Origin of the sequence: Priestia sp. JSM ZJ58 (assembly GCF_044383985.1) — a bacterium.
GTDB lineage: Bacteria > Bacillota > Bacilli > Bacillales > Bacillaceae_H > Priestia > Priestia zanthoxyli.
Genome location: NZ_JBISEM010000001.1, coordinates 1716210 through 1739138 on the forward strand (window position 1 = coordinate 1716210; position 22929 = coordinate 1739138).

Consider the following 22929-nt stretch of genomic DNA (forward strand, 5'->3'; position numbering starts at 1 on the left):
AACAAATCCACTAAACGAATAATTTTAAAAAAAGTTTCACATTTCAAAAAAAAATAAATTGTTTTTTTTGAAATATAAAGATAATGTTACGGGTGATTTTTTACCTATTATTAGTGTAGGAAAAGGAATAATATTGGAATATATTAGCTTTTTTGTCGAACTTATTAAGTGTTAAACGACAATAAACTACGACAATATACACCATACGGCTGCGCTACTGTCGTTTCCTGTAACATAAATGTAATATTAGTGATGTTATTTTGTAATAATGTGTTGTTACAATGTAAACGTCTTATAGATTAGTAGATTATGGCATTGGAGGAACCTTTTTTTATGAAAAAGTTGATATATTCGTTAGCGTTATGTGGATCTTTAACAGTAGTACCTACAATTAGTGAAGCTGCTTTAGGAGATGCTACGCTGCACCCAGGAACAAGTAATTCAGATGTGAAAGAATTACAGCAAAAATTAAAAAACAAAGGTTATTTTACATATGGTACAACAACAAACTATTACGGTTCAATCACGACTAGCGCAGTAAAATCGTTTCAGCGCGCAAATGGTTTATCAGCAGATGGTATTGCAGGTCAAGCTACATTTAATAAACTGCTAGGAAGCGGAAGCTCATCAAGTTCATCAGTTAGCTCAAGCTCATTGCTGCGCGTTGGTTCAACAGGACCAAACGTACAATCTTTACAGCAACAGCTAAAGAATAAAGGCTATTTTAAAGGAACTACAACTCAATACTTCGGTTCAATTACAAAGAATGCAGTAATGGCATTTCAACGTGCAAATGGACTGTCTGTGGATGGAATTGCGGGTCCAGCTACGTTAAGTAAATTAAAAAATGGGGGTTCTAGCGCTTCAACTGGCGGTTCTAGCTCTAGCAGCTCAACTATTTTACGTCAAGGTATGAAAGGTTCAGCAGTAAGCAGCCTTCAGCAAAAACTAAAAAATAAAGGTTACTTCTCAGCTGGTGTAACAGGATACTTTGGCTCAATTACAACAAGTGCAGTAAAATCATTTCAACGTGCAAATGGTTTATTAGTAGACGGAGAAGCGGGTCCGGATACGCTAAATAAATTAAACTCAAGCAGCTCAAGCAGCTCAAAACCTTCAACATCAACAGGAAGCAGCACAAGCTCAAGCTCAGCTTCAAAAGTTATTTCATACGGTAAACGTTTTATGGGAACACCTTATGTTTGGGGCGGAGCTGCGCCTGGAGGATTTGATTGCAGTGGTTACCTTAACTATGTATATCGCAATGCAGTAGGTGTAAGTCTTCCTCGTACAGTTGCTAGTATCTATCAAACTGGTACGCGTGTAAGTTCACCTCAGCCTGGAGATATCGTTTTCTTTGAAACGTACCAACCAGGAGCTAGCCATGCTGGAATTTATATCGGAAACGGTCAATTCATGCATGCAGGTTCTTCAACAGGCGTAACAATCACATCATTAAGCAACTCTTACTGGTCAAAACGTTACTTAGGAGCAAAGCGTTACCTATAAGAGTGTAACAAAAAGGAGTAGTTGCATAACTATTCCTTTTTTCTATGCACCGTAAACGTAAAAGTAGGAAATTTTTGTGTCGTTTGGTATGATAATTGGAGAATAAACAAAAGGAGTGTATAACATGGCTATTGTAGATGTAACCATTATTCCGGTAGGTACGGAAACGCCAAGCGTGAGTCAGTACGTAGCTGATATTCAAAAAGTGCTGGCCAAGCATGAAGATGAAATTACATATCAATTAACCCCTATGAATACATTGATTGAAGGGGAATTAAGCACGCTGCTAAAAATTGTTCAAGAGATGCATGAAGTACCTTTTGAAAATGGTATTCAGCGCGTGTGTACAAATTTACGAATTGATGATCGCCGTGATAAAGAAAATCATACGATGGCTGGGAAATTACAATCAGTACAGTCTAAATTAAAAGCGAAATAAATAATATGCACTACAATAAAAAACGCTTGAGTATCTACTCAGGCGTTTTTTATTGTAGTTATACTTAATTGGCATGCACAAGAGAAAAAATTTGAAAAGCTACGCGCAGCCGAAGGGTTTCCTCTGACGTGTGAATAGGTCTTTTTAGTAACTCTTCGCATTTTTCGATTCGATAGATTACCGTGTTCCGGTGAACGAATAACTGCTTAGCAGTCTCTGAGATTTGGCAATTGGAATTTAGATATGTTTCAAGCGTGTCAAGTAAGATGGAGCGATCTTTCTTATCGTACTGCAGCAAACCTTCTAATGTTTGAGAATAGTAATCCTGTAAATCGTTTGCTGGAAGCAACCTCAGCAGCTCTTTGAACTGTTTTGGCTGATAAAATTGAATAAGCTTTGACTGATCTTTAAAATGGATGGTTTCAAGAGCTTCAACAGCTTCTTTATATGAGTCAGCGATTGTAAGTAGGGATTGGCTTTGGTTTCCAATTCCAAATGACATTCGCTTATCATAGTGACGGTAAACAGCTTCCTGCAAGCGATGCAAGCATTCTATAATCATAGGTTGAGAATGAGGTGTAAACAAGAGAATGTAAAGATTGTCATAGAAAAACAAAACGGCCTCTGTAGGACCTGCTGATAACTCATATTGAAGGAGCTCATAGATCATATCATCATCGCTGTAAGGCGTGAATGTAGAATGAATTTTCCCAACGGCGCAAATATAGCTGTTTCCTGCTGATAAGCCCATCATCTGTGCTTGAAAGGAAGCATCCTCAGGCGTTTTATAATAATTGTTAACAAGCTGATTGAAAAAATCGTTTTTTCGTCGCCTTTCAGCTTCATACAAAGCCTGCTGTCTCATCATTTCGAAGGATAAAACGTTTGTCGCTTGTTCGATCGTTAGGAGCGCTGAATCGGATAAAGAAACTTGGTGTTCAATAAATAAATAACTGTACTTTCTCGTATGAGTAGCAATCGGAAAAAGCGTAACGGTTTTTTTTGTGTTCAAAAAGGAAAAGGTTGTATATTTTGACGTTCGTAAAAACAGCTGCTTAGCGCCCGCTACCGCTTCTTCCATTGGGAGCGAAAAAGGTTCGCGTTTGTTTGTGTAAAAGAGTTCATGGCCATGGGTATCAAAAAGGGCAACGTGAGCATTGCATAACGTTTGAATGGATTGCATAATTTTCTCAATGCCTTTTCCTTGTAAGATGTATGAGGAAAATAGCTGATGTGTGACCATCGCTTGCTGAAGCTCGGCTGTTTTTTTATCTAAAATAAAGCTGAGAGATTCATTAATAACCGCGCCTAACGTTTCGTCCGTTTGGAAATCAATGATTGGAAAGTGAAGTTCATCAGCTAGCTGACAAATAGAAACAGGCACGTGTTCGAAAAAACGCTTCGTTTTTATGGCCAATCCTGCACATTTCTTTTTAGCCATTCCTTCTACAAGTTTTGCTAAGCTTTCTTCATGTTCTTTGAAGTGATAACCCGTTGTAATTAAAAATTCTCCTTCTTTTAAAAAAGATAAAATATCGGGTGCGTCCATCATATTGACGTTATGTACTTTGCGGGTGACCCCTTTTTGTCCGGCTACTACAGATGCTTTCTCATAAATCGGAATGCGTAAAAGAGTTTGTAGTTCCATTATTCATTACTCCTTTTGTTAAAAATTCTCACATTTCCCTGCGCGTATTTTTATCTACCTTCTATTTTATAAGAAAGTTTAGTTAAAATAAATAAAATTTTCAGAAAAAAATGTATAAATTGTTAATGAAGAAGTTTATTTAATTCTGTAAGATAAAATAAATAACATATAACGTTAGAAAAAGTAACGTATATAAGACTTTGTGTATTTAGTGATAATAGCCAAAAAAACACTAAATCATTGTAGGAAGTGTTAATGAAAACAATCAGTCATTTTCTTAAAATGAAGATAGCAGGAGGGATAGCAATGGTTGCAGATATGACGGGAAAATCTAAGCTTTGTCAGCAAATCGAAGAAAACATTAGCTGGTTGTCACAGTTTGGGTTAGATGAAAAAGAAGGTGTCACGAGGCTTTTATATACGGAACAGTGGAATGCAGCTCAAAAGGCATTGGAAGAAAAAATGAAGGGACTTCACCTCAAAACGTATTACGATGATGTAGGAAATTTATTTGGACGGTTGCAAGGAACGGGTCCAGAACAACAAGTTATTTTAACAGGATCCCATATCGACACCGTGATAAACGGAGGAAAATATGACGGGGCTTTTGGTGTTGTGGCAGGTATCATTGCTCTGCAGTACCTATATGCGCATTATGGCTCCCCTACAAAAACCTTAGAGGTCGTATCACTTTGTGAAGAAGAAGGTAGCAGATTTCCTCTTACGTATTGGGGATCAGGTAATATGAATGGATTACACAGCAAAAGTGATGCAAAACATGTTATAAATAAAGAAGGGGTTAAGCTGGATGACGCAATGAAACAACTCAATTTCGGAGAAGGCCTCCACAGCGAGCCATACCGCACGGACATCGCTTCTTTTATTGAACTGCATATCGAGCAAGGAAAGCAGCTTGAAATGTCTCATTGCGATATCGGAATTGTTTCTAGTATCGTCGGGCAGAAACGATTTACAGTATCTGTTAAAGGTGAAAGTAACCATGCGGGCACAACCCCGATGAACATCCGGAAAGATGCATTTTATGTGAGCTGCAAACTCGCTAAGGCATTTATTGAATTGAGCGAAAAATATCATAACGCTTTATACGTAACGGTTGGAAAAATTACACTTTCTCCAAATGCACCGAATGTAATACCAGGATATGTAGAATTCACGGTCGATATAAGACATCATGAGTATAAGGTTTTACAAGAAGCAGAACGAGAAATGAAGGAAATTATCAAGCGAACAGCAGGGGATTTAGAAGTGAATCTCAACTGCTGGATGGATGAAAAACCTGTTGCCATGAGCGAACAATTATCTGAACTTTCCAAAATTATTTCCTCGGAAAAGAATATCTCCTCCCGAGAATTAGTAAGCGGTGCAGGACACGACTCGCAGGTATTCGGGCGAAGAGTTCCCACATGTTTGTTATTCGTCCCGAGCCAAGATGGAATCAGCCATTCCCCAAAGGAATTCACCAAAGGAGAACAGTTAGAAAAAGGAGTAAAGGTATTAATAGAACTATTATATAAACTTGCCTACTAGGAGGAATTTGACATGACTATAACAAAACAGCTTCATACACCGCCGCGTACGATTATGACACCAGGCCCCGTAGAAGCAGATCCACGCGTATTAAGAGCATTAGGAACACCTATTTTAGGTCAGTTCGACCCCGCATTTACGCGCATTATGAACGAAACGATGGAAATGCTTCGTGAGCTATTTCAAACCAAAAACAAATGGGCTTTTCCCGTTGATGGAACGTCTAGAGCTGGGATTGAAGCAGTTCTTGCAAGTGTAGTTGAACCGGGCGATAAAGTATTCGTCCCGATTTTCGGCCGCTTCGGCTATTTATTAACGGAAATTGCCGAGCGCTACGGAGCTGAGGTACACAATATTGAATGCGAATGGGGAGAAGTGTTTGACCCTGAGACCGTAATCCAGGAAATAAAAAAAGTAAACCCAAAAATCGTTGCAATGGTTCATGGCGAAACGTCTACAGGAAGAATGCAGCCTCTTAAAGAAATTGGTGCTGCATGTCGCGACCAAGATGTTTTATTTATTGTCGACGCAGTAGCTACTATCGGCGGTACGGATGTAAAAGTAGACGAGTGGAACATTGACGCATTGATTGCAGGTACACAAAAGTGTTTATCTGTTCCGTCGGGTATGGCACCTATTACGTACAATGATCGTATTGAAAAAATTATCATGGAACGTAAAAAAGTTGAAAAAGGAATTGCGACAAAAGCAGATGCTCAAACTGTTCGTCTGCGTCCAAATATTATCAGCAACTATTTTGATTTGAGTCAGCTTCAAGACTATTGGAGTGAGCGCAGGCTAAATCATCACACGGAAGCAACGTCCATGCTCTATGCTTTAAGAGAAGGACTGCGCGTTATTTTAGAAGAAGGGTTAGAAGAAAGATTTGCAAGGCATCGTCTCCACGAAAAAGCACTCGTAGCCGGAATTAAAGCAATGGGATTATCTTTATTTGGCGATGAGCACTCAAAAGTTCCAACCGTTACGTGCGTCTTAATTCCATTAGGAATTGACGGGGAAGCAGTTCGTTCTACGCTTCTTGAACAATTTGGAATTGAAATCGCAAGTTCTTTTGGGCCGATGCACGGAAAAATATGGCGTATCGGCACCATGGGATACAGCTGCCGTAAAGACAACGTTCTCTTTACATTAGCCGGTCTTGAAGCAGTGCTTATTCGAAACGGGGCAAGCGTAAATGCAGGTTCTGCTCTGCAAGCAGCTTTAGAAGTTTATGAGGAAGAAGTAGCGTTGTCTAGTCTGTAAAGATTCGTTATTCACCATATAAAGAAAAGAGGAGATTTTCTATGAGCGAATACTTTTTCACACACCCATATGCATCGCAGCGTACGTGCACGTTTGGAAAAAACGGAATGGTAGCAACTAGTCAGCCTCTTGCCGCTCAGGCGGGTCTTGAAATGTTGAAAAAAGGAGGCAATGCAGTAGATGCTGCTATTGCCTCCGCAGCTTGTTTAACGGTGGTAGAACCTACTTCAAATGGAATTGGCGGAGATGCATTTGCTCTTGTGTGGATAAATGAAGAACTATATGGACTCAACGCGAGCGGTCCTGCTCCTGCTTCTATCTCTATTGAGACTCTGCGCGCCATGGGGATAAAAGAGATGCCGGCTCGCGGTTTTGTTCCTGTTACGGTCCCAGGTGCCCCGAGTGCGTGGGTGGAGCTGTCAAAACGCTTTGGCCGGCTACCGTTAAAAGAAGTGCTGCAGCCGGCTATTTCTTATGCGCAAGAAGGGTTCCCAATCTCCCCAATTTTAGGGTACAATTGGGAACGAGCGTTTGAACGATTTACACACGCGTTAAAAGGTGACGAATATAAACACTGGTTTGAGACATTTACTAACAATGGATCTGCTCCTAAGGTAGGGGAAATGTGGCGATCACCAGACCATGCTGCTACGCTGCTTGAAATTGCCGAAACGAATGGAGAATCTTTTTACAGAGGGGATTTAGCTGATAAAATAGCAGCTTTTTCGAAAAAACACGGCGGATTTTTAGCAAAAGAGGATTTAGCAGCTTTTAAAGCAGAGTGGGTAAAGCCGATTTCAACTTCTTACCGAGGATACGATGTGTGGGAAATACCCCCTAACGGCCAAGGTCTTATTGCGCTTTTAGCTTTAAATACGCTAAAAGGTTTTTCTTTTGATGCCAAAGATTCTGTCGATACATACCACAAGCAAATTGAAGCTATGAAGCTAGCGTTTGCAGATGGACAAAAATTTATTACAGATGCTGATAAAATGACAGTAGCAGTTGAAGATTTGTTGAATGATTCTTATGCAAACAAGCGCAGAGGGCTGATTGGTGAAAAAGCGCTTATTCCCGAAGCCGGACAGCCGTCTCATAGCGGCACGATCTATTTGGCTACAGCTGATGGAGAAGGAAACATGGTATCATTCATTCAAAGTAATTACATGGATTTTGGCTCAGGACTTGTCGTACCTAATACGGGCATATGCCTGCAAAACCGCGGGCACAATTTTTCGTTAGACCCACAGCACCATAACCGGTTAGAGCCTGGAAAACGAACCTATCATACCATTATTCCTGGATTTTTAACAAAGAATAAAAGTGCTGTAGGTTCATTTGGTGTAATGGGTAAATTTATGCAGCCGCAAGGACATGTGCAAGTCATCATGAATATGATTGATTTTCATCTAAATCCTCAGGCAGCTTTAGATGCACCAAGATGGCAGTGGATTGAACATAAAAAGGTTCTTGTGGAAAAAGAAATGCCTTCACATATTGTAGAAGCATTAGAACGCAAAGGGCATGATATTCATGTGGCTACGAGCAGACATACGTTTGGAAGAGGGCAGATTATTTTAAGAGATGAACAAACCGGTGTATTATACGGCGGCACAGAAGCGCGAACAGACGGAGCCGTCGTTGCTTATTAAATCACAGAGAAAGGAGCGCGAGAAATGCGACAATTGGATATTTTTATAGCGTTTTTTCGCTCAGGTATGCTCGGCTACGGAGGAGGACCTTCAGCTATTCCACTTGTAAAAAAAGAAGTAGTCGATACGTACAAGTGGATGGATGACGATGAATTTGGCGATTTGTTAGCAATTGCCAATACGCTGCCTGGGCCTATTGCGACAAAGCTGGCTGGATACATCGGCTATCGAGTCGGCGGTATCTTAGGTCTCGGTACAGCTTTATTTGCAGCCGTTATTCCAACCGTTTTTTTAATGGTATTACTGTTGACCACTTTAACGCAATTTAAAGATCAGCCCTGGGTTATGGGGATGACCAAAGCAGTCGTTCCTGTAGTGGGAGTGATGCTCGCGGTTATGACATGGGATTTTTTTAAAAAATCAACGTCTGGTTTAGGCTGGACGCCAGCTATTATCTTACTCATTATTAGTTTAGGACTAATGGAATTTGCCCATATTCATCCAGCAGTTATTATTATTGTACTTATGGCAGCAGCTTGGATTCCGCTAAAACGAAAAGGAAAAAAAGGCGAAAGTGATGAGCACAAGCAAAAGAGGGAATCGGTATGATTTATATTCAGCTATTTATGGCGTTTTTTGTTTCAAATATTTTAGGCTATGGAGGCGGACCTGCGTCGATTCCGCTCATTCAAAAAGAAGTTGTAGACCGCTACCATTGGCTTACCGTTAAAGAGTTTAGTGAAATGCTGGCAATTGGAAATGCGCTTCCAGGTCCAATTGCGACAAAAATGGCGGGATTTATCGGATATCAGCAGGCAGGGATTTTAGGCTCGGTGATTGCTCTTTTTGCAACGATTGCTCCGTCGGTTTTGCTTTTAGTCATTTTACTTCGAATATTATTTAAGTATAAAGATTCACCAAATGTTAAGAAAATGACCAACTACATTCGTCCCGTAATCGCTATTTTACTTGGCTTAATGGCGTATGAATTTTTTATGAATTCATACGGTGATTCAGGTATATGGCAAACTCTATTTTTAGTAGCAGCCAGCTTTCTTTTATTGGAAAAATTACGTGTGCATCCAGCGTTCGTTATTGTCGGAGCACTCGTATACGGAGCTGTTTTTCTTGCTTAAATGAAGCTCTCAAATGCTGAGAGTTTTTTTTTGTAAAAGAGACGAAAAGAGGGAGAACAATGGTTGAAAAAGCACTATTAGAAGACGTGCAGGACCTGGTTAACCTGCGAATGCTGCTCATGAAAGAACTGGGAGAACTAAATGGGAGTGAGAAGCTGTTTCGAAAAGCGACAGAAGAATATTTTACTGCGAATATAAATAGCCCAAATAATTATACGGCTATTTTAAAAGTCGATGGAAAAGTTGTATCAGCAGGAAGCCTCGTCTTTTTTATACGTCCGCCTTCACCGGGTAACCTTCAAGGAAAAGAAGCATATGTTATGAACATGTATACAGCTTTTGATCACCGAAAGCACGGCTATTCTTCCGCTATTTTAAAGCACTTGATGCAGTACGGCCAAAAAAGTGGTGTAAATCGAATATGGTTAAATGCTTCTGCCGCTGGAAAAAGCTTGTATCAAAAACATGGATTTATTGAATATGACTCTGAAATGGAATACGTGGTTGAAAAAAATTAAAGTGACAAAACTCTTGATAGAGATAGGTTTGAAGGGGCATTGGTTTTTAAAAAATAAAAAAAATTAATAAAAAGTGTTGACGAAGATAAAAAAACCATTCATAATACAAATCAACATCACACAACATTACACACAACTTGGAAGCGACAAACAGTTTCAAACGATCGGAACTGATTATCCAAGTACGCATACATAGTCAATACTGAGCGTTGATAGGAGCACGAGTAGAAAAAATTTCCCTGTATCAGAGAGCTGACGGTTGCTGCGAGTCAGAACAAAAATTTTTTCGAAGTACATTCCTTGAGCATCTTTTCCGAGCAGGAAAAGACGGCCTGGCCGTTATTTTAATGAAGAGGCAAGCAAAATGCTTGCAACTAGGGTGGTACCGCGAATTTTCGTCCCTACTGACTCTTAAGAACAATCTTAAGAGTGAGTAGGGACTTTTTGTATTTCGGTCCATTATAATTTTATATCCATTACAAGCGATGAAAAGAGCATAGTAGCAAAATCTTCCCTGTATTCAGAGAGCTGATGGTTGGTGCGAATCAGTACAAAAGAGATTGCGAATTACATTCTTGGAGCTTTCTTTTGGCAATAGTCAAAAGCGGCAATAGCCGTTATCTTAATGAAGAGGCAAGCAATGCTTGCAATTAGGGTGGTACCGCGATCAATTCGTCCCTACTGATACAATCAGTAGGGACTTTTTGTATATCCGCATAAGCGGCTGTGTAGGTGTAAAACGGATTTTTAAATACAAACTAAACGAAAAGATCCGTTCAAGGTTGTAAAATCAAAGGAGGATTTTTAAAATGACAAAATCACTAGAACAATTACGAGGACAAATCGACGAAATAAATTTAGAAATTTTAGAATTATTAAATAAACGCGGTGAAATCGCACAAGAAATTGGAAAAGTAAAAGGTACACAAGGTGTGAATCGCTTTGATCCAGTTCGTGAACGTAAATCATTAGATCAAATCTTAGCTAACCATAATGGTCCATTCGAAGCTTCAACAATTCAGCATATTTTCAAAGAAATTTTCAAAGCAAGCTTAGAACTTCAAGAAGACGATCACCGTAAAGCACTTCTTGTATCTCGTAAAAAGAAATCAGAAGATACAATCGTTGACATCAACGGCACAAAAGTAGGACCTGGAAACTTAGAATTCGTAATGGGACCATGTGCAGTAGAAAGCTACGAACAAGTAAAAGAAGTGGGCTTAGCGCTTAAAGAACAGGGCATTACATTAATGCGCGGCGGAGCGTTCAAACCACGTACATCACCTTACGATTTCCAAGGTCTTGGAGTGGAAGGATTAAAAATCTTACGTCAAGTAGGAGATGAGCTAGGTCTATCAATTATCAGTGAAATTGTTTCTCCTCAAGATATTGAAACGGCTCTAGACTACGTAGATGTGATTCAAATTGGTGCACGTAACATGCAAAACTTCGAGCTATTAAAAGCTGCAGGTTCTGTAGACAAACCAATTCTTTTAAAACGTGGATTGGCAGCAACAATTGAAGAATTCATTAACGCTGCTGAATACATTATGTCTCGCGGAAATGGAAACATTATTCTTTGTGAACGCGGTATCCGCACATATGAGCGTGCAACACGCAACACATTAGATATCTCAGCTGTTCCAATCTTGAAAAAAGAAACGCATTTACCAGTTGTAGTAGACGTAACGCATTCGACAGGACGCAAAGACTTACTATTACCATGTGCAAAAGCAGCGATTGCTATCGGCGCAGATGCTGTAATGGCAGAAGTTCATCCAGACCCAGCAGTAGCACTATCAGATTCAGCACAGCAAATGAACATTCCTGAATTCCACAAATTCATGGAAGAATTAAAAGGTGCAGCAGTAAAATTATCTTAATTTCATAGTGATACAGTGATAAGAAACTAGTAGCAAACATTTCCCTGTCTCAGAGAGCTGACGGTTGGTGGAAGTCAGTACAAAAATGTGAGCGAATTACACTCTTTGAGTACTCTTTTACAGAGCGGTCAGCGGATCGTTAACAATTCGAGGTGGCAAGTAATGTTTGCAACTAGGGTGGTATCGCGAGAAAAACTCGTCCCTATGACGTAGGGGCGAGTTTTTTATTTTTTATAACAGAAAGGAATCGATAATATGAGATATTTAACAGCAGGAGAATCGCACGGACCTCAATTAACAGCGATTATTGAAGGAGTACCAGCAGGACTTGAGTTAACAGCCGAACATATTAATGAAGACTTAGCAAGAAGACAAAAGGGACATGGGCGCGGACGCCGCATGCAGATTGAAAAAGACCAAGTTCAGATTAAAGGCGGTGTTCGCCACGGTGAGACGCTTGGTTCACCAATTGCTTTAGTCGTTGAAAACAAAGATTTTACGCACTGGAGAAATATTATGGGTGCTGATCCAGTTGATCATGATGAAGAAGTAAAGAGACAAATTACAAAACCTCGTCCAGGTCACGCGGATTTAAATGGAGCGATTAAATACGGCCACAGAGATATGCGAAACGTATTAGAACGTTCATCTGCTCGTGAAACGACGGTACGAGTAGCCACAGGCGCAGTTGCCAAACAAGTATTAAAAGCTGTAGGTGTAAATATTGCATGTCACGTACTTGAAATCGGCGGTGTGAAAGCTGAAAAAACGGCATATGAGTCGCTAACAGAACTTCAGGAAAAAACTGAAGCGTCACCTGTTCGCTGCTTAGATGAAGAAGCGGGACAGAAAATGATGAAAGCAATCGATGATGCAAAAGAAAATGGAGACAGCATTGGTGGCGTAGTGGAAGTAGTAGTAGAAGGAATGCCTACTGCAGTAGGCAGTTACGTGCACTATGATCGTAAGTTAGATTCAAAGCTAGCTGCTGCTATTATGAGCATTAACGCGTTTAAAGGCGTTGAAATCGGCGTAGGCTTTGAAGCAGCTCGCAGACCGGGAAGTGAAGTCCATGATGAAATTCTATGGGATGAACAAAACGGCTATACGCGTAAAACGAATAATGCAGGAGGTTTAGAAGGAGGCATGACAACAGGGATGCCGATTGTGGTGCGAGGCGTCATGAAACCTATTCCTACCTTATACAAGCCGCTGCAAAGTATAGATATTGATACAAAAGAGGCGTTTGCTGCAAGTATTGAACGATCAGACAGCTGTGCAGTACCGGCGGCGGCGGTTGTAGCAGAATCCGTGATTGCTTGGGAACTAGCATCTGCTATTATCGATCAATTTGGGGCAGATCGAATTCAGTTAATTCAAGAAAATGTAAAAAAACACGAAGAATACGCAAAGCAATTTTAAAGAATAGAGGAGAATGAAAGGTGAAAACACGTGTATTACTTATTGGCGTTGGCCTTATTGGAGGATCATTAGCGCTAGCTATGAAGAAGCATCGTCACGTAACAGTCGTTGGAGCTGATATCAACACAAATGAAGTACAAGTAGCCAACCAGCTAGGTATCATTGATTATGTAGCTGAAGATATAAAAACAGAAGCAGCCCAAGCAGATTATATCGTGCTTGCTACTCCAGTAGAGTATACGACAGCATGGATACACGACCTTTCTACTTGGAAGCTTAAAGAAACGGTTATCGTAACGGATGTCGGAAGTACAAAAGGTGAAATTATGAAAGCAGCCCAAGCGCTGAATAAAAAACGTATTTCATTTATTGGGGGGCATCCGATGGCTGGTTCTCATACGAGCGGTGCAGTCAATGCACGAGCGGATTTATTTTGTTCGGCGCGCTATATTTTAACGCCGTTTGAAAATGAGCAAAAAGAAAAAATAGATGCGCTTATGCATTTGCTAGAGCCTACAAGTGCACAATTTGTACCGCTTGATGCAGCTACTCATGACCAAATCACCGGAGTTGTCAGTCATTTACCACATGTGATTGCAACCAGTCTAGTAAGACAAGTCAAAGGCTATTCAGCAAATAATCATCTTGTTACAGAAATGGCGGCAGGCGGTTTTCGAGATATTACGAGAATTGCTTCAAGCAACCCTCATATGTGGAGAGACATATTAAAGCAAAACCGTTCTATGCTTTTAACATTGCTAGATGACTGGATGAAAGAAATGGAACAAGTAAAACTATTAGTAGAAAAAGGTGACGGACACGAGTTATTTGATTACTTTTCAGATGCTAAAGAATTTCGTGATTCGCTTCACGCATAAAAGGAGAGACAGATTGTGACAGTAAAAGCTTTACGAGGAACGATTCAAATTCCAGGAGATAAATCCATTTCTCACCGTTCCGTCATGTTTGGTTCAATTGCAGAAGGAACAACAACAATTAACGGATTTTTGCCGGGAGATGATTGCCTTAGCACCATTTCCTGCTTTCAAAAACTAGGTGTAGATATTCAAATGATTGATGAACAAAGCGTCGTGGTAAAAGGAAAAGGTATACAAGCGCTAAAAGAGCCATCTGATATTTTAGATGTCGGAAATTCGGGCACTACGATTCGCCTCATGATGGGGATTTTAGCAAATACACCCTTTCATTCAACGTTAATTGGAGACGAATCTATTGCCAAACGCCCTATGAAGCGTGTGACTGGTCCGCTTCGTGATATGAATATTCATTTAGACGGCCGAAAAGACGCTAATTTTACACCGCTTGTTATTCGAGGTGGGAAAGCAAAAGGTATACACTATACATCTCCTGTTGCAAGCGCACAAGTAAAATCAGCTATTTTACTTGCTGGACTGCAGGCGGAAGGAACAACTTCTGTAACGGAACCGGCGAAATCGCGTGATCATACAGAACGTATGCTAGAGGCGTTTGGAGTTAAAGTGAAAGAAGAAGGATTAACCGTTTCAATTGAAGGCGGTCAAACGTTAAGAGGAACGCATGTAGAAGTGCCTGGTGATATTTCGTCAGCTGCATTCTTTTTAGTAGCGGGGGCTATTATTGCAAACAGTCGCATTAAAATTCAAAAAGTGGGGATGAATCCGACTCGAACGGGTATTTTAGAGGTGCTTTCAAATATGGGGGCTTCGATCGAGACAGTCAAAGAAACAAAAGAAACGGCGGAACCCTATGCAGATTTAGTTGTAGAAGCTTCTCATTTAAAAGGCACAGAAGTAGGCGGCGATTTAATTCCACGTTTAATCGACGAAATTCCAATTATTGCACTAGCTGCCACACAAGCAGAAGGGATTACCGTTATTAAAGATGCTGCAGAGTTAAAAGTCAAAGAAACAAACCGTATTGATACGGTAGTAAATGAGTTAACAAAAATGGGTGCTAATATTGAGGCCACGGAAGATGGAATGATTATTCACGGAGGCACAAAACTTCACGGGGCAAATGTAAACAGCCACGGAGATCACCGCATTGGTATGATGCTCGCTGTTGCCTCTTGTATTGCAAAAGGGGAAACAATTATTGAAAATCGTGACGCGGTATCCGTGTCTTACCCGCAGTTTTTTGCTCACTTAGAGTCTTTACAGCAGTAAATTCCCTTATTATGTTAAAATAGCAGTTTGAAAGTTGTAAGGAATTTATAAAATTAAAACCAATGACTCTATATTTCGCCGGAGAAATCCGATATAATCATTACAACACCTCTAGTATTAAATAGAATTTGGTGAATGATTATGTTTTTGATGATTGTCTACATCGGGGCCATTTTATTTTTTATAAAAATGTTTATGGATCGAGATTTTATTTGGTTTTTGTTTCTATTACCATTTTTGATGTTTGTTATGTTTTTTGAAACAGACTACCTGGATCATGTCCCTGAATCTGGAAGGTTAATTATCTTTACTTTTTCTTTTCTAGTCATTTATGCAATGGTTTTGGTGTATAATCGATACTTTAGAAAAGAAGGATGTAAAGAGTAAACTCAAATGTGAATCCATTGATAATGATAAAAAAAGCATGCCCTACGGCGTGCTTTTTTTATCGCTTGAATTGACATCCACTGGTGTAAGCGGCTTTTTAGCAGGGCCTTCTACCACAGATCCGTCGTAAGAAAAACGAGAACCGTGACAAGGACAGTCCCACGTGCGGTCACCGGCGTTCCAATTTACTTCACATCCTAAGTGCGTGCATGTAGTATCGACGCAGTGAAGCTTCCCTTGAGGATCTTTATACGCCCCCGTACGTTTGCTGTTTACATATACGACCGACCCTTCATCATTTTGAAGCTGATCGAGTCCTTTTTCAGGCATTGAAAACTTACCGGTAATAAAGTGTTCAGCCACATCAAGATTTTGACGAAAGAAATGCTTAAGGCTAGGGTCCGCATAAAAACGAGACGGATTATACAACTCTGCATATGGGTTGTCTTTCCCGGTTATTGCATCTCGGATAATATGTGCTGCAATGGTGCTATGAGTCATGCCCCATTTTTTAAATCCGGTAGCAATAAAGATATTTGGCTTGCTTTCTTTAAGGGGCCCGATATATGGAATTTTATCAAGCGTAAATAAATCTTGTGCAGACCATTTATAACGAAAATGTTGGACAGTAAAATTTTCTTCGGCGAACCTCTGAAGGGACTCATAGTGAAACATAGTATTAATTCCTTGTCCAGCTTTGTGGCCTTCTCCGCCAATTAAGATGAGTTCTTCTCCGTCAACTTTTGTTGAACGCAGCGAATGAGTAGGCTGATCAGCACTTAAATACATGCCTCCAGGGTAAGCTTGTTCAACTTTTGCTGCTAACACATACGAACGTTTGGCATACATACGCGTATAGTAAAAGCCCGCTCCATCATAAAATGGAAAGTGTGAACACGCCACTACATATTTGCAAGAAATGCGATGTCCGTCTCTTGTGACAACGGTGGGCGACGTGCTTTCTTCTACATCCGTTGCTACGGTGTTTTCAAAAATCAATCCGCCGCTTTCTGTGAATTTTTTTACTAAATGAAGCAGATATTTTAACGGATGAAACTGAGCTTGATCTTTCATAATAGCTGCTGCTCTAATATCAAAACTAAAAGGAAGCTCTGTTGCAAATTCACATGGAATATGTAATCGCTGATAGGCTCGAAATTCTTTACGAACTCGATGGTCAAACTCCAGCGTTTCTCCGTATAAGTAAGCATCTTGTACTGAAAAATCACAGTCAATGTTTTCCGTTTGAATTAAGTTTTTCATAAACTGCAGAGCTTGTTCGTTTGCTTTATAATACAGCAGCGTTTTTTCTTCGCCAATGTGTGAAAGCAGTTCATCGTAGATAACGTCATGCTGAGCTGTAATCTTTGCTGTTGTGTGACCGGTTGTACCATTTAAAATATTATCAGCTTCAATTAACGCCACGTTCAGTCCTTCTTTTTGTAATAAATAAGCCGTTGTAATACCGCTAATACCGCCTCCTACTACTACAACATCAACTTTTCGATTTTCTGAAAGAGATGGGTATGTTGGAAACTTTAAATGATCGCGCCAGTAGGGCTCAGTATCCTTTGGGATATTTGCCAATTTATTCACCTCCATATGATAAGTCTTATTTTTACCATAGTTTTCTAAAAAAATGTATGCAAAATAAAGGAATCTACTCTAATAGCACCTCTTGGCTATACCTATTTAAAGAAAAGGAGGGGAAAAGAGTGATTACAATCAGCCTTTGTATGAATGTTGCGAACAAAGAAGAGGTTAAACGAAAATATTTGGTCTTCAAGATTCTTCTTTTTCAACGTGGCTTCCGCACCTGCACCTTGCCGTCTGCTACGAAAGAATTGGTGAATAAAAAGCAAAGTATGAAATAGTAAAGGTTACAGATTTAAACATGAAGAGCAATAAATTCATATAAATGATAGGGAGTATCATATAATAAAAGTATAGAGGCTGAATTCGGCAAAGGGCATTGAAACATCAAGGTCCAAATAAAAGGGCAAACGGCATGTTTGTCCTTTTTTCATGATTATAGTGACAATTTTCATATATAGTAATAAAGTATATATATAGCAAAAAAATCCCAAATTTCAAGAATATAAAAAACGGCTTAAAACCAAAACAAGTTGTACTCTCAGAGTATGTAGAACGTGCAAAAAAACGAAATAATATGTAGTATTGTAATACAGGACGTAATTGGGAAGAAAAATGAAAACGTTGACAAAAAGAGGAGGGGTACCATGTTGGGTTCACTACCTAATGTTATAAATACGTCAACGCTTGTGTCTTCAAGTGAACAACAAGAAGCGTCATCTGAATCATTTAAAACATATACTCATAAAGGAAAAAAATTCAAGGTCTATTTACCTAAATCTTATCATATTTTAAAATCTTACCCACTAATGGTTATGCTGCATGGATGTACACAAAATGCAGATGATTTTGCGATAGGCACGCAAATGAATGAGCTCGCCGATGAAAAGGAATTTATTGTCGTATACCCACAGCAGTCTTCTAACTCAAATATGAATAAATGCTGGAACTGGTTTGAACCGCTCCATCAAATTAGAGGGTTTGGCGAACCAGCTATTATCGCAGGAATTGTAAAAAAAGTCCAAAACATGCACTTTATTCAGAAAAATAAAGTGTTTATTGCCGGTCTGTCGGCAGGAGGAGCAATGAGCATCGTTATGGGGGTAACGTATCCAGAACTATTTGCTGGAATAGGTGTGTCAGCAGGTATCGAATATCAGGCGGCTCTTAACGTATTTAATGCGTATTCTGTCATGGCCAGTAAAGGTCCTTCCCCCGTTAAACAAGGGAGAATTGCTTATCAACAAATGGGAAAACGGGCAAAGCCACTGCCGCTCATTGTATTTCATGGTAACGCTGATTCTACGGTAAATGTAGCCAATGCAGATCAAGTGGTTCACCAGTGGATTACAACGAATAATCTTGCTTATAACGGAAGAATAGATGGATGGATTCAAGATAGCCCGGTTAAAACGAGAGAAGAAAAAATTCTCTTTGGACGTGATTATACCACATATCGCTACGAAAGCAGTAAGGGAGAATTGGCTATTGATAAATATATTATCAATGGAATGGGGCATGCATGGTCCGGAGGGAATTCAGCGGGCAGCTATACAGACCCTAAAGGCCCCAACGCTAGCCGAATCATGTGGGACTTTTTCATGAGTCAAAAAGTATAAACAGAGCATATAATGAGGTTCAGTTGCGTTCTTATCGCAGAGAAGAAGAGCTGAAAGTAGCTCTTCCGGCCCTTATTAGTATAAAAAAGCAGCTGTAGGAACCATCATTTTAACTAGACGTGTTTTTCTAAAAATTAGGATTTGATTATTTAGAAAACGGGTACTGTAATAAAGAAAATAAGAAGCCGAAATTACATAGCTTAGGATTGACAGCTTATAGTTGTAAATGTAAGATAACTGCGAGCTGCATTTTGTATGATTAAAACATTAAAATAAGCCGAAAACTGAAAAAATAAATAGAAATCGTAAGATGAGCGGGTAAGGAAAAGGAGATTAAAAAATGAATATTGCATTTTTCTTAGTACCAAAAAGTGATGTTGTAACACTAAATATTCAATCCACATTAAGACAGGCTCTTGAAAAAATGGAGTATCATCGCTATTCTACAGTTCCGCTGGTTGACGATGATGGTAAATATGTAGGCGTTCTTACTGAAGGAGATCTTCTTTGGAAGTTAAAAAGCCTAGGAGACTATCGCTTTCAAGATACGGAAAATATTAAATTAACAGAGATTGACCGCTATCAAGATTATAACCCAGTTGCTATATATGATGAAGTTCAAAACATCCTTTCAAAAGCAATTGACCAAAATTTTGTTCCTGTAACGGATGATCAAGGTGTATTTATTGGAATTGTGAGAAGAAGAGAAATTCTGGAGTTTTATGCAGAAAGCGCAAGTAAAGTGAAAAATCAAATATAAAAAAGGCCATCTTTAGATGGCTTTTTTTCTTGTCTTAGCTGCCCCGCATATACTCCTAAAAACAGGCTTAGGTCATGGCCCACAGCAATGCACTTCCTTGTACTAGTTTACATAATCTATTTATATATAGGTATAAAATTGCCTATATAAATCTTATTTATAGATAAGGATGGTTTATGTGAGTTACAACAACAAAAAGAACTGTTGCTGGTGTTCTAATCAGTATTATTACAAAACTTCTGGTTATGATCCAAGAAGTAGCCATGAAGGAAAATGCTGTCATAACGATTATAAGCATAACGATCATTGTCCTAAACATGATGATGATCATCGTTCAGGTCATAAAAAATGTCATCATGGCGGGGGTCACGGTGGCGATCACGGCGGTAACCACGGTGGCGATCACGGCGGTAACCACGGTGGGGGTCATGGCGGCAACCACGGCGGTAACCACGATGGAGGGCATCACGATGGTAACCACAGTGGCTGTCATCACGGCGGACATCACGGCGGTTGTAAAAAACGTCATTGCTGCAAAAGACGTAACTGCTGCTGGGGCTGGGTTTTTTAATACAGGAGCTTTAAAGCAACAGAAAGAACTCAAGAAATTGAGTTCTTTTTTTGTAAGTTGAAACTTATAAACGGTATACTTCGTATATATAGTAAGAGCATTTTGGAGGAGGAAAAAAATGTTTAAAAAAATGTTTGCTAAAATGGGAGTTGGAGCTGCCAAAGTAGATTTACGATTAAATGAAACAGCCTATACGCTCGGTCATGTCATTGAAGGAGCTATTGTCATCCAAGGCGGAAACGTTCAGCAACATATTAATTTAATTGATGTTGAATTTTGGCTTGAAGTTCAAATGAAAAGCGGTCAAATGCATACACATCGTGTGGAAAGCCTGCGCGCAGCTTCTGCATTTACAATTAATGAAGGTGAGAAAAAGGAAATTCCATTTACATATCATTTACCTTTGGATCTTCCAATCTCTGCGAGCAACGTTAGCTATTTCTTTAAGACACACTTAGATATTGAAGGGGGAGTTGACTCAACAGACCGGGACCCTGTGCGCATTAAAGCTCCAAAAAGCTTATATCAGCTAGTAGAGGGCTTTGAAACACTTGGGTTTAGAGAAAAACATCATTCAGGAAAATTTAACGGATACAAACAAGAATTTGCATTTTTTCCTACAGACTTCTTAAAGGGATATGTAAATGAAGTTGAGTTTGAGGTAGCCATTGAACGAGAAGGTATCCGAATGCTATTGGAGCTAGATTTGCCTTCTTTCGGCCGGGAGAGGGAAATAAAAAACGAACTCTTTTTTACAAATGATGAACTAAGCCATCCATCCACTATCGCTCGTTTGCTGGAAGAAGCGATGGAAGAGATGATGGAAAATCCTCGAGACTATGAATACTATAAGCCTTCTCACTATGATCAGCATTCACATCATCCACGTATGAGCGGGTTAGGAGGAGCAATGGGAGGCTTTGCAGCCGGTATGTTAGGCGGGCTGCTCATTGAGAATTTGATCGATGATATGTTTGAAGACTCGGCGCTTGGTGAAATTGGAGAAGATATTGAAGAAGCCGGGGAGGATCTGTTGGATGGAGACTTTTTTGATGGAGGAGACGATTGGTAAAAGGGATTTTAAATAACTAAAAAGGATGATTAATGATGATCATCCTTTTTTTCTTTCTTCTTTCTTTTTTTTACTTCTATATACTTAATGTGAAAATCTTCTATAATCAAAACTTTAAAGTAAAATTGCTCATGCTGAATGATATCATTTTTGGTCACATCAAACTTTTCGGTTAACACCCATCCGGCAATGGTATCTACTTCTTCGTCGCTAATATCCGTACCAAGTAAATCATTTACTTGACTAATGAGCATTTTTCCGTCAAGAATGTAATGATCGTCTTTAATTTTTTGTACATAAGGAATTTCGTCCGTGTCAAACTCATCTCGAATTTCTCCCACAATTTCTTCAATAATGTCTTCTACTGTCACAAGCCCCGCCGTTCCACCATACTCATCAAAAAGAATAGCCATTTGAATGCGTTCTTTTTGCATCTTTACAAGCAAGTCATGAATAGGTACGGTTTCAATCACTTTAAAAATAGGCTTGACATATGATTCTAACGTATTAGTTCCGTCTTTTTCGTTAAATACAATATCATTATAAATTTCTTTAATATTAACGAGACCAATTATCTTATCTTTATCCCCATCTTCAACAATTGGATAGCGGGTATATTTTTCGACATTTGCAATTTGCAAAAAAACCTCTACCACGTCATCTTTAGAAGCACTTACAATTTCCGTTCGTGGGACCATTACTTCTTTAGCTAAACGGTCATCAAAATCAAAAATTTTGCTCATATATCGATATTCGGACTGATTAATTTCACCGCCTTCAAAGCTTTCAGATAACAAAATGCGAAGTTCTTCTTCACTATGAGCAGCTTCATTTTCCGAAATCATCGTTATACCAAACATCTTGGTCAACATACGAGCTGAGCCGTTTAATATTTTAATGAACGGATACATAAGTTTGTAAAACACGATAATCGGTTTTGCAAAGTTCAGCGTAATTTGTTCAGCCATTTGAATAGCAAACGTTTTAGGAGCTAATTCTCCTAAGACAACATGTAAAAAGGTAATAACAACAAATGCAATGACAAAAGATAAAATACCAGCAAGCGGCTCGTTCGTATGGAAGGTAGTAAAAAGAGGATGAAGCAACCGATCTAGCGTCGGTTCACCAAGCCAACCAAGCCCGAGAGCCGTGATGGTGATACCAAGCTGACAAGCCGATAGATATTCATCTAGATGCGTAATAACGTGTTTGGCAGATACGGCTTTTTTGTTTCCTTCTTCTAGAAGCTGGTTGATTTTTGAACTCCTTACTTTTACAATAGCGAATTCTGTCGCTACAAAAAAAGCAGTTAATGCAATCAAAACTGCGACTAATAGTAATTTTACGGCGATCATCAAAGTCACCACCTTGTACGTAAATGTATATCTTAAGTGTTAGCCAAAGTGGAGAAAACATGTATTAAATCGGGAAAAGAAAAACGCACATAAAAAAACTGCTTCTATCTTTAAAAAGAAAAAGAAGCAGTTTATTATGTTACATGTTCATTTAGGGGAATTAATCTTAACTTTACCATCATGGTCTATCACATATCGGTTCTACAGTTCAACTGACTTTTAGCAAACGTATTGCGAGCGTGTTATGACACCTCCTTTAACTGTAATCCGAGTATATATGATGCATCTCTCACTCCTCTCTATTAGTTAACTGTATTATAATACATAATTAATCAAAATACTACAAATATTCAGAAAATAATCCAAAATGCATAGTTTTTTGTCATTTT

20 protein-coding genes and 3 other annotated features are annotated in these 22929 nt (G+C 39.2%); of the genes, 17 read left to right on the plus strand and 3 right to left on the minus strand.

The window, feature by feature from the left end; translation table 11 throughout:
• Positions 1 to 333 precede the first annotated feature (333 nt).
• Together ACH6EI_RS09225 and ACH6EI_RS09230 are read left to right on the plus strand one after the other, a co-directional pair.
• On the plus strand, positions 334 to 1509 hold the full coding sequence (locus tag ACH6EI_RS09225) for a C40 family peptidase (protein ID WP_028412780.1): 1176 nt from the start codon (positions 334 to 336) through the stop codon (positions 1507 to 1509).
• A gap of 124 nt (positions 1510 to 1633) precedes the next feature.
• Positions 1634 to 1948, plus strand: coding sequence for an MTH1187 family thiamine-binding protein (locus ACH6EI_RS09230; RefSeq protein ID WP_013057706.1), 315 nt, complete (start codon positions 1634 to 1636; stop codon positions 1946 to 1948).
• A 64-nt stretch (positions 1949 to 2012) separates the two neighbouring features.
• Here the strand turns inward: ACH6EI_RS09230 and ACH6EI_RS09235 are convergent, their stop codons facing one another.
• Entirely contained in the window at positions 2013 to 3596 is a 1584-nt protein-coding gene (locus ACH6EI_RS09235; protein ID WP_028412781.1) for a PucR family transcriptional regulator, read from the minus strand.
• 306 nt (positions 3597 to 3902) lie between these two features.
• Between ACH6EI_RS09235 and allC the strand changes: the two genes are divergently transcribed.
• From allC to aroA, 10 genes are all read left to right on the plus strand, one after another.
• Positions 3903 to 5144 carry an allantoate deiminase gene (gene allC / locus ACH6EI_RS09240; RefSeq protein WP_224980593.1) on the plus strand — a complete coding sequence of 414 codons (1242 nt, stop codon included), beginning with the start codon at positions 3903 to 3905 and terminating at the stop codon, positions 5142 to 5144.
• 12 nt (positions 5145 to 5156) lie between these two features.
• A complete protein-coding gene (locus ACH6EI_RS09245; protein ID WP_028412783.1) occupies positions 5157 to 6407 on the plus strand; it encodes a pyridoxal-phosphate-dependent aminotransferase family protein in 1251 nt (416 codons plus the stop codon).
• 41 nt (positions 6408 to 6448) lie between these two features.
• Positions 6449 to 8059, plus strand: coding sequence for a gamma-glutamyltransferase (gene ggt / locus ACH6EI_RS09250; RefSeq protein WP_028412784.1), 1611 nt, complete (start codon positions 6449 to 6451; stop codon positions 8057 to 8059).
• Positions 8060 to 8083: 24 nt separating this feature from the next.
• Positions 8084 to 8668 carry a chromate transporter gene (locus ACH6EI_RS09255; RefSeq protein WP_028412785.1) on the plus strand — a complete coding sequence of 195 codons (585 nt, stop codon included), beginning with the start codon at positions 8084 to 8086 and terminating at the stop codon, positions 8666 to 8668.
• Entirely contained in the window at positions 8665 to 9195 is a 531-nt protein-coding gene (locus ACH6EI_RS09260; RefSeq protein ID WP_014459451.1) for a chromate transporter, read from the plus strand. The genes ACH6EI_RS09255 and ACH6EI_RS09260 overlap by 4 nt, the downstream gene beginning before the upstream one ends.
• A 59-nt stretch (positions 9196 to 9254) precedes the next feature.
• The gene (locus tag ACH6EI_RS09265) at positions 9255 to 9713 is read left to right on the plus strand and encodes a GNAT family N-acetyltransferase (protein WP_028412786.1); all 459 of its coding nucleotides are present in this window, start codon (positions 9255 to 9257) and stop codon (positions 9711 to 9713) included.
• Between the two features lie 200 nt (positions 9714 to 9913).
• Positions 9914 to 10119 (plus strand) — a binding site (T-box leader).
• 70 nt (positions 10120 to 10189) lie between these two features.
• Positions 10190 to 10396: a binding site (T-box leader), on the plus strand.
• Between the two features lie 126 nt (positions 10397 to 10522).
• Positions 10523 to 11596 (plus strand): bifunctional 3-deoxy-7-phosphoheptulonate synthase/chorismate mutase, encoded by a 1074-nt coding sequence (locus ACH6EI_RS09270; RefSeq protein WP_013057698.1) that lies wholly within the window; start codon positions 10523 to 10525, stop codon positions 11594 to 11596.
• 6 nt (positions 11597 to 11602) lie between these two features.
• Positions 11603 to 11803: a binding site (T-box leader), on the plus strand.
• Between the two features lie 48 nt (positions 11804 to 11851).
• Positions 11852 to 13018: a chorismate synthase gene (gene aroC, locus ACH6EI_RS09275; RefSeq protein ID WP_028412787.1), complete on the plus strand. Its 1167-nt coding sequence runs from the start codon at positions 11852 to 11854 to the stop codon at positions 13016 to 13018.
• 20 nt (positions 13019 to 13038) lie between these two features.
• The gene (locus ACH6EI_RS09280) at positions 13039 to 13896 is read left to right on the plus strand and encodes a prephenate dehydrogenase (protein WP_028412788.1); all 858 of its coding nucleotides are present in this window, start codon (positions 13039 to 13041) and stop codon (positions 13894 to 13896) included.
• A gap of 15 nt (positions 13897 to 13911) precedes the next feature.
• Complete coding sequence (gene aroA / locus ACH6EI_RS09285; protein WP_099331118.1) at positions 13912 to 15183, plus strand: 3-phosphoshikimate 1-carboxyvinyltransferase; 1272 nt, start codon at positions 13912 to 13914, stop codon at positions 15181 to 15183.
• Between the two features lie 429 nt (positions 15184 to 15612).
• On the opposite strand, the gene ACH6EI_RS09290 is transcribed toward aroA, so the two are convergent.
• Complete coding sequence (locus ACH6EI_RS09290) at positions 15613 to 17157, minus strand: FAD-dependent oxidoreductase (RefSeq protein WP_028412790.1); 1545 nt, start codon at positions 17155 to 17157, stop codon at positions 15613 to 15615.
• A 128-nt stretch (positions 17158 to 17285) separates the two neighbouring features.
• Between ACH6EI_RS09290 and ACH6EI_RS09295 the strand changes: the two genes are divergently transcribed.
• From ACH6EI_RS09295 to ACH6EI_RS09315, 5 genes are all read left to right on the plus strand, one after another.
• On the plus strand, positions 17286 to 17444 hold the full coding sequence (locus ACH6EI_RS09295) for a hypothetical protein (RefSeq protein WP_155017373.1): 159 nt from the start codon (positions 17286 to 17288) through the stop codon (positions 17442 to 17444).
• A 366-nt stretch (positions 17445 to 17810) separates the two neighbouring features.
• Positions 17811 to 18782 carry an extracellular catalytic domain type 1 short-chain-length polyhydroxyalkanoate depolymerase gene (locus ACH6EI_RS09300; RefSeq protein ID WP_016764703.1) on the plus strand — a complete coding sequence of 324 codons (972 nt, stop codon included), beginning with the start codon at positions 17811 to 17813 and terminating at the stop codon, positions 18780 to 18782.
• Positions 18783 to 19122: 340 nt separating this feature from the next.
• Positions 19123 to 19542 carry a CBS domain-containing protein gene (locus ACH6EI_RS09305; protein WP_013057690.1) on the plus strand — a complete coding sequence of 140 codons (420 nt, stop codon included), beginning with the start codon at positions 19123 to 19125 and terminating at the stop codon, positions 19540 to 19542.
• A gap of 263 nt (positions 19543 to 19805) precedes the next feature.
• On the plus strand, positions 19806 to 20174 hold the full coding sequence (locus ACH6EI_RS09310; RefSeq protein WP_167387324.1) for a hypothetical protein: 369 nt from the start codon (positions 19806 to 19808) through the stop codon (positions 20172 to 20174).
• Between the two features lie 57 nt (positions 20175 to 20231).
• Positions 20232 to 21185: a sporulation protein gene (locus ACH6EI_RS09315; protein ID WP_099331117.1), complete on the plus strand. Its 954-nt coding sequence runs from the start codon at positions 20232 to 20234 to the stop codon at positions 21183 to 21185.
• 29 nt (positions 21186 to 21214) lie between these two features.
• Here the strand turns inward: ACH6EI_RS09315 and ACH6EI_RS09320 are convergent, their stop codons facing one another.
• A complete protein-coding gene (locus ACH6EI_RS09320; protein WP_047750563.1) occupies positions 21215 to 22540 on the minus strand; it encodes a hemolysin family protein in 1326 nt (441 codons plus the stop codon).
• Positions 22541 to 22929: the final 389 nt, after the last annotated feature.

Bases quoted from the DNA above. Each gene is read 5' to 3' on its own strand.
- ACH6EI_RS09310 (WP_167387324.1), top strand. From the start codon at position 19,806: ATGAAGGAAAATGCTGTCATAACGATTATAAGCATAACGATCATTGTC.
- ACH6EI_RS09255 (WP_028412785.1), top strand. From the start codon at position 8,084: ATGCGACAATTGGATATTTTTATAGCGTTTTTTCGCTCAGGTATGCTC.
- ACH6EI_RS09305 (WP_013057690.1), top strand. From the start codon at position 19,123: ATGAATATTGCATTTTTCTTAGTACCAAAAAGTGATGTTGTAACACTA.
- ggt (WP_028412784.1), top strand. From the start codon at position 6,449: ATGAGCGAATACTTTTTCACACACCCATATGCATCGCAGCGTACGTGC.
- ACH6EI_RS09245 (WP_028412783.1), top strand. From the start codon at position 5,157: ATGACTATAACAAAACAGCTTCATACACCGCCGCGTACGATTATGACA.
- ACH6EI_RS09265 (WP_028412786.1), top strand. From the start codon at position 9,255: ATGGTTGAAAAAGCACTATTAGAAGACGTGCAGGACCTGGTTAACCTG.
- ACH6EI_RS09230 (WP_013057706.1), top strand. From the start codon at position 1,634: ATGGCTATTGTAGATGTAACCATTATTCCGGTAGGTACGGAAACGCCA.
- ACH6EI_RS09270 (WP_013057698.1), top strand. From the start codon at position 10,523: ATGACAAAATCACTAGAACAATTACGAGGACAAATCGACGAAATAAAT.
- ACH6EI_RS09300 (WP_016764703.1), top strand. From the start codon at position 17,811: ATGTTGGGTTCACTACCTAATGTTATAAATACGTCAACGCTTGTGTCT.
- ACH6EI_RS09260 (WP_014459451.1), top strand. From the start codon at position 8,665: ATGATTTATATTCAGCTATTTATGGCGTTTTTTGTTTCAAATATTTTA.
- allC (WP_224980593.1), top strand. From the start codon at position 3,903: ATGGTTGCAGATATGACGGGAAAATCTAAGCTTTGTCAGCAAATCGAA.
- aroC (WP_028412787.1), top strand. From the start codon at position 11,852: ATGAGATATTTAACAGCAGGAGAATCGCACGGACCTCAATTAACAGCG.
- ACH6EI_RS09225 (WP_028412780.1), top strand. From the start codon at position 334: ATGAAAAAGTTGATATATTCGTTAGCGTTATGTGGATCTTTAACAGTA.
- ACH6EI_RS09315 (WP_099331117.1), top strand. From the start codon at position 20,232: ATGTTTAAAAAAATGTTTGCTAAAATGGGAGTTGGAGCTGCCAAAGTA.
- ACH6EI_RS09320 (WP_047750563.1), bottom strand. From the start codon at position 22,540: ATGATCGCCGTAAAATTACTATTAGTCGCAGTTTTGATTGCATTAACT.
- ACH6EI_RS09235 (WP_028412781.1), bottom strand. From the start codon at position 3,596: ATGGAACTACAAACTCTTTTACGCATTCCGATTTATGAGAAAGCATCT.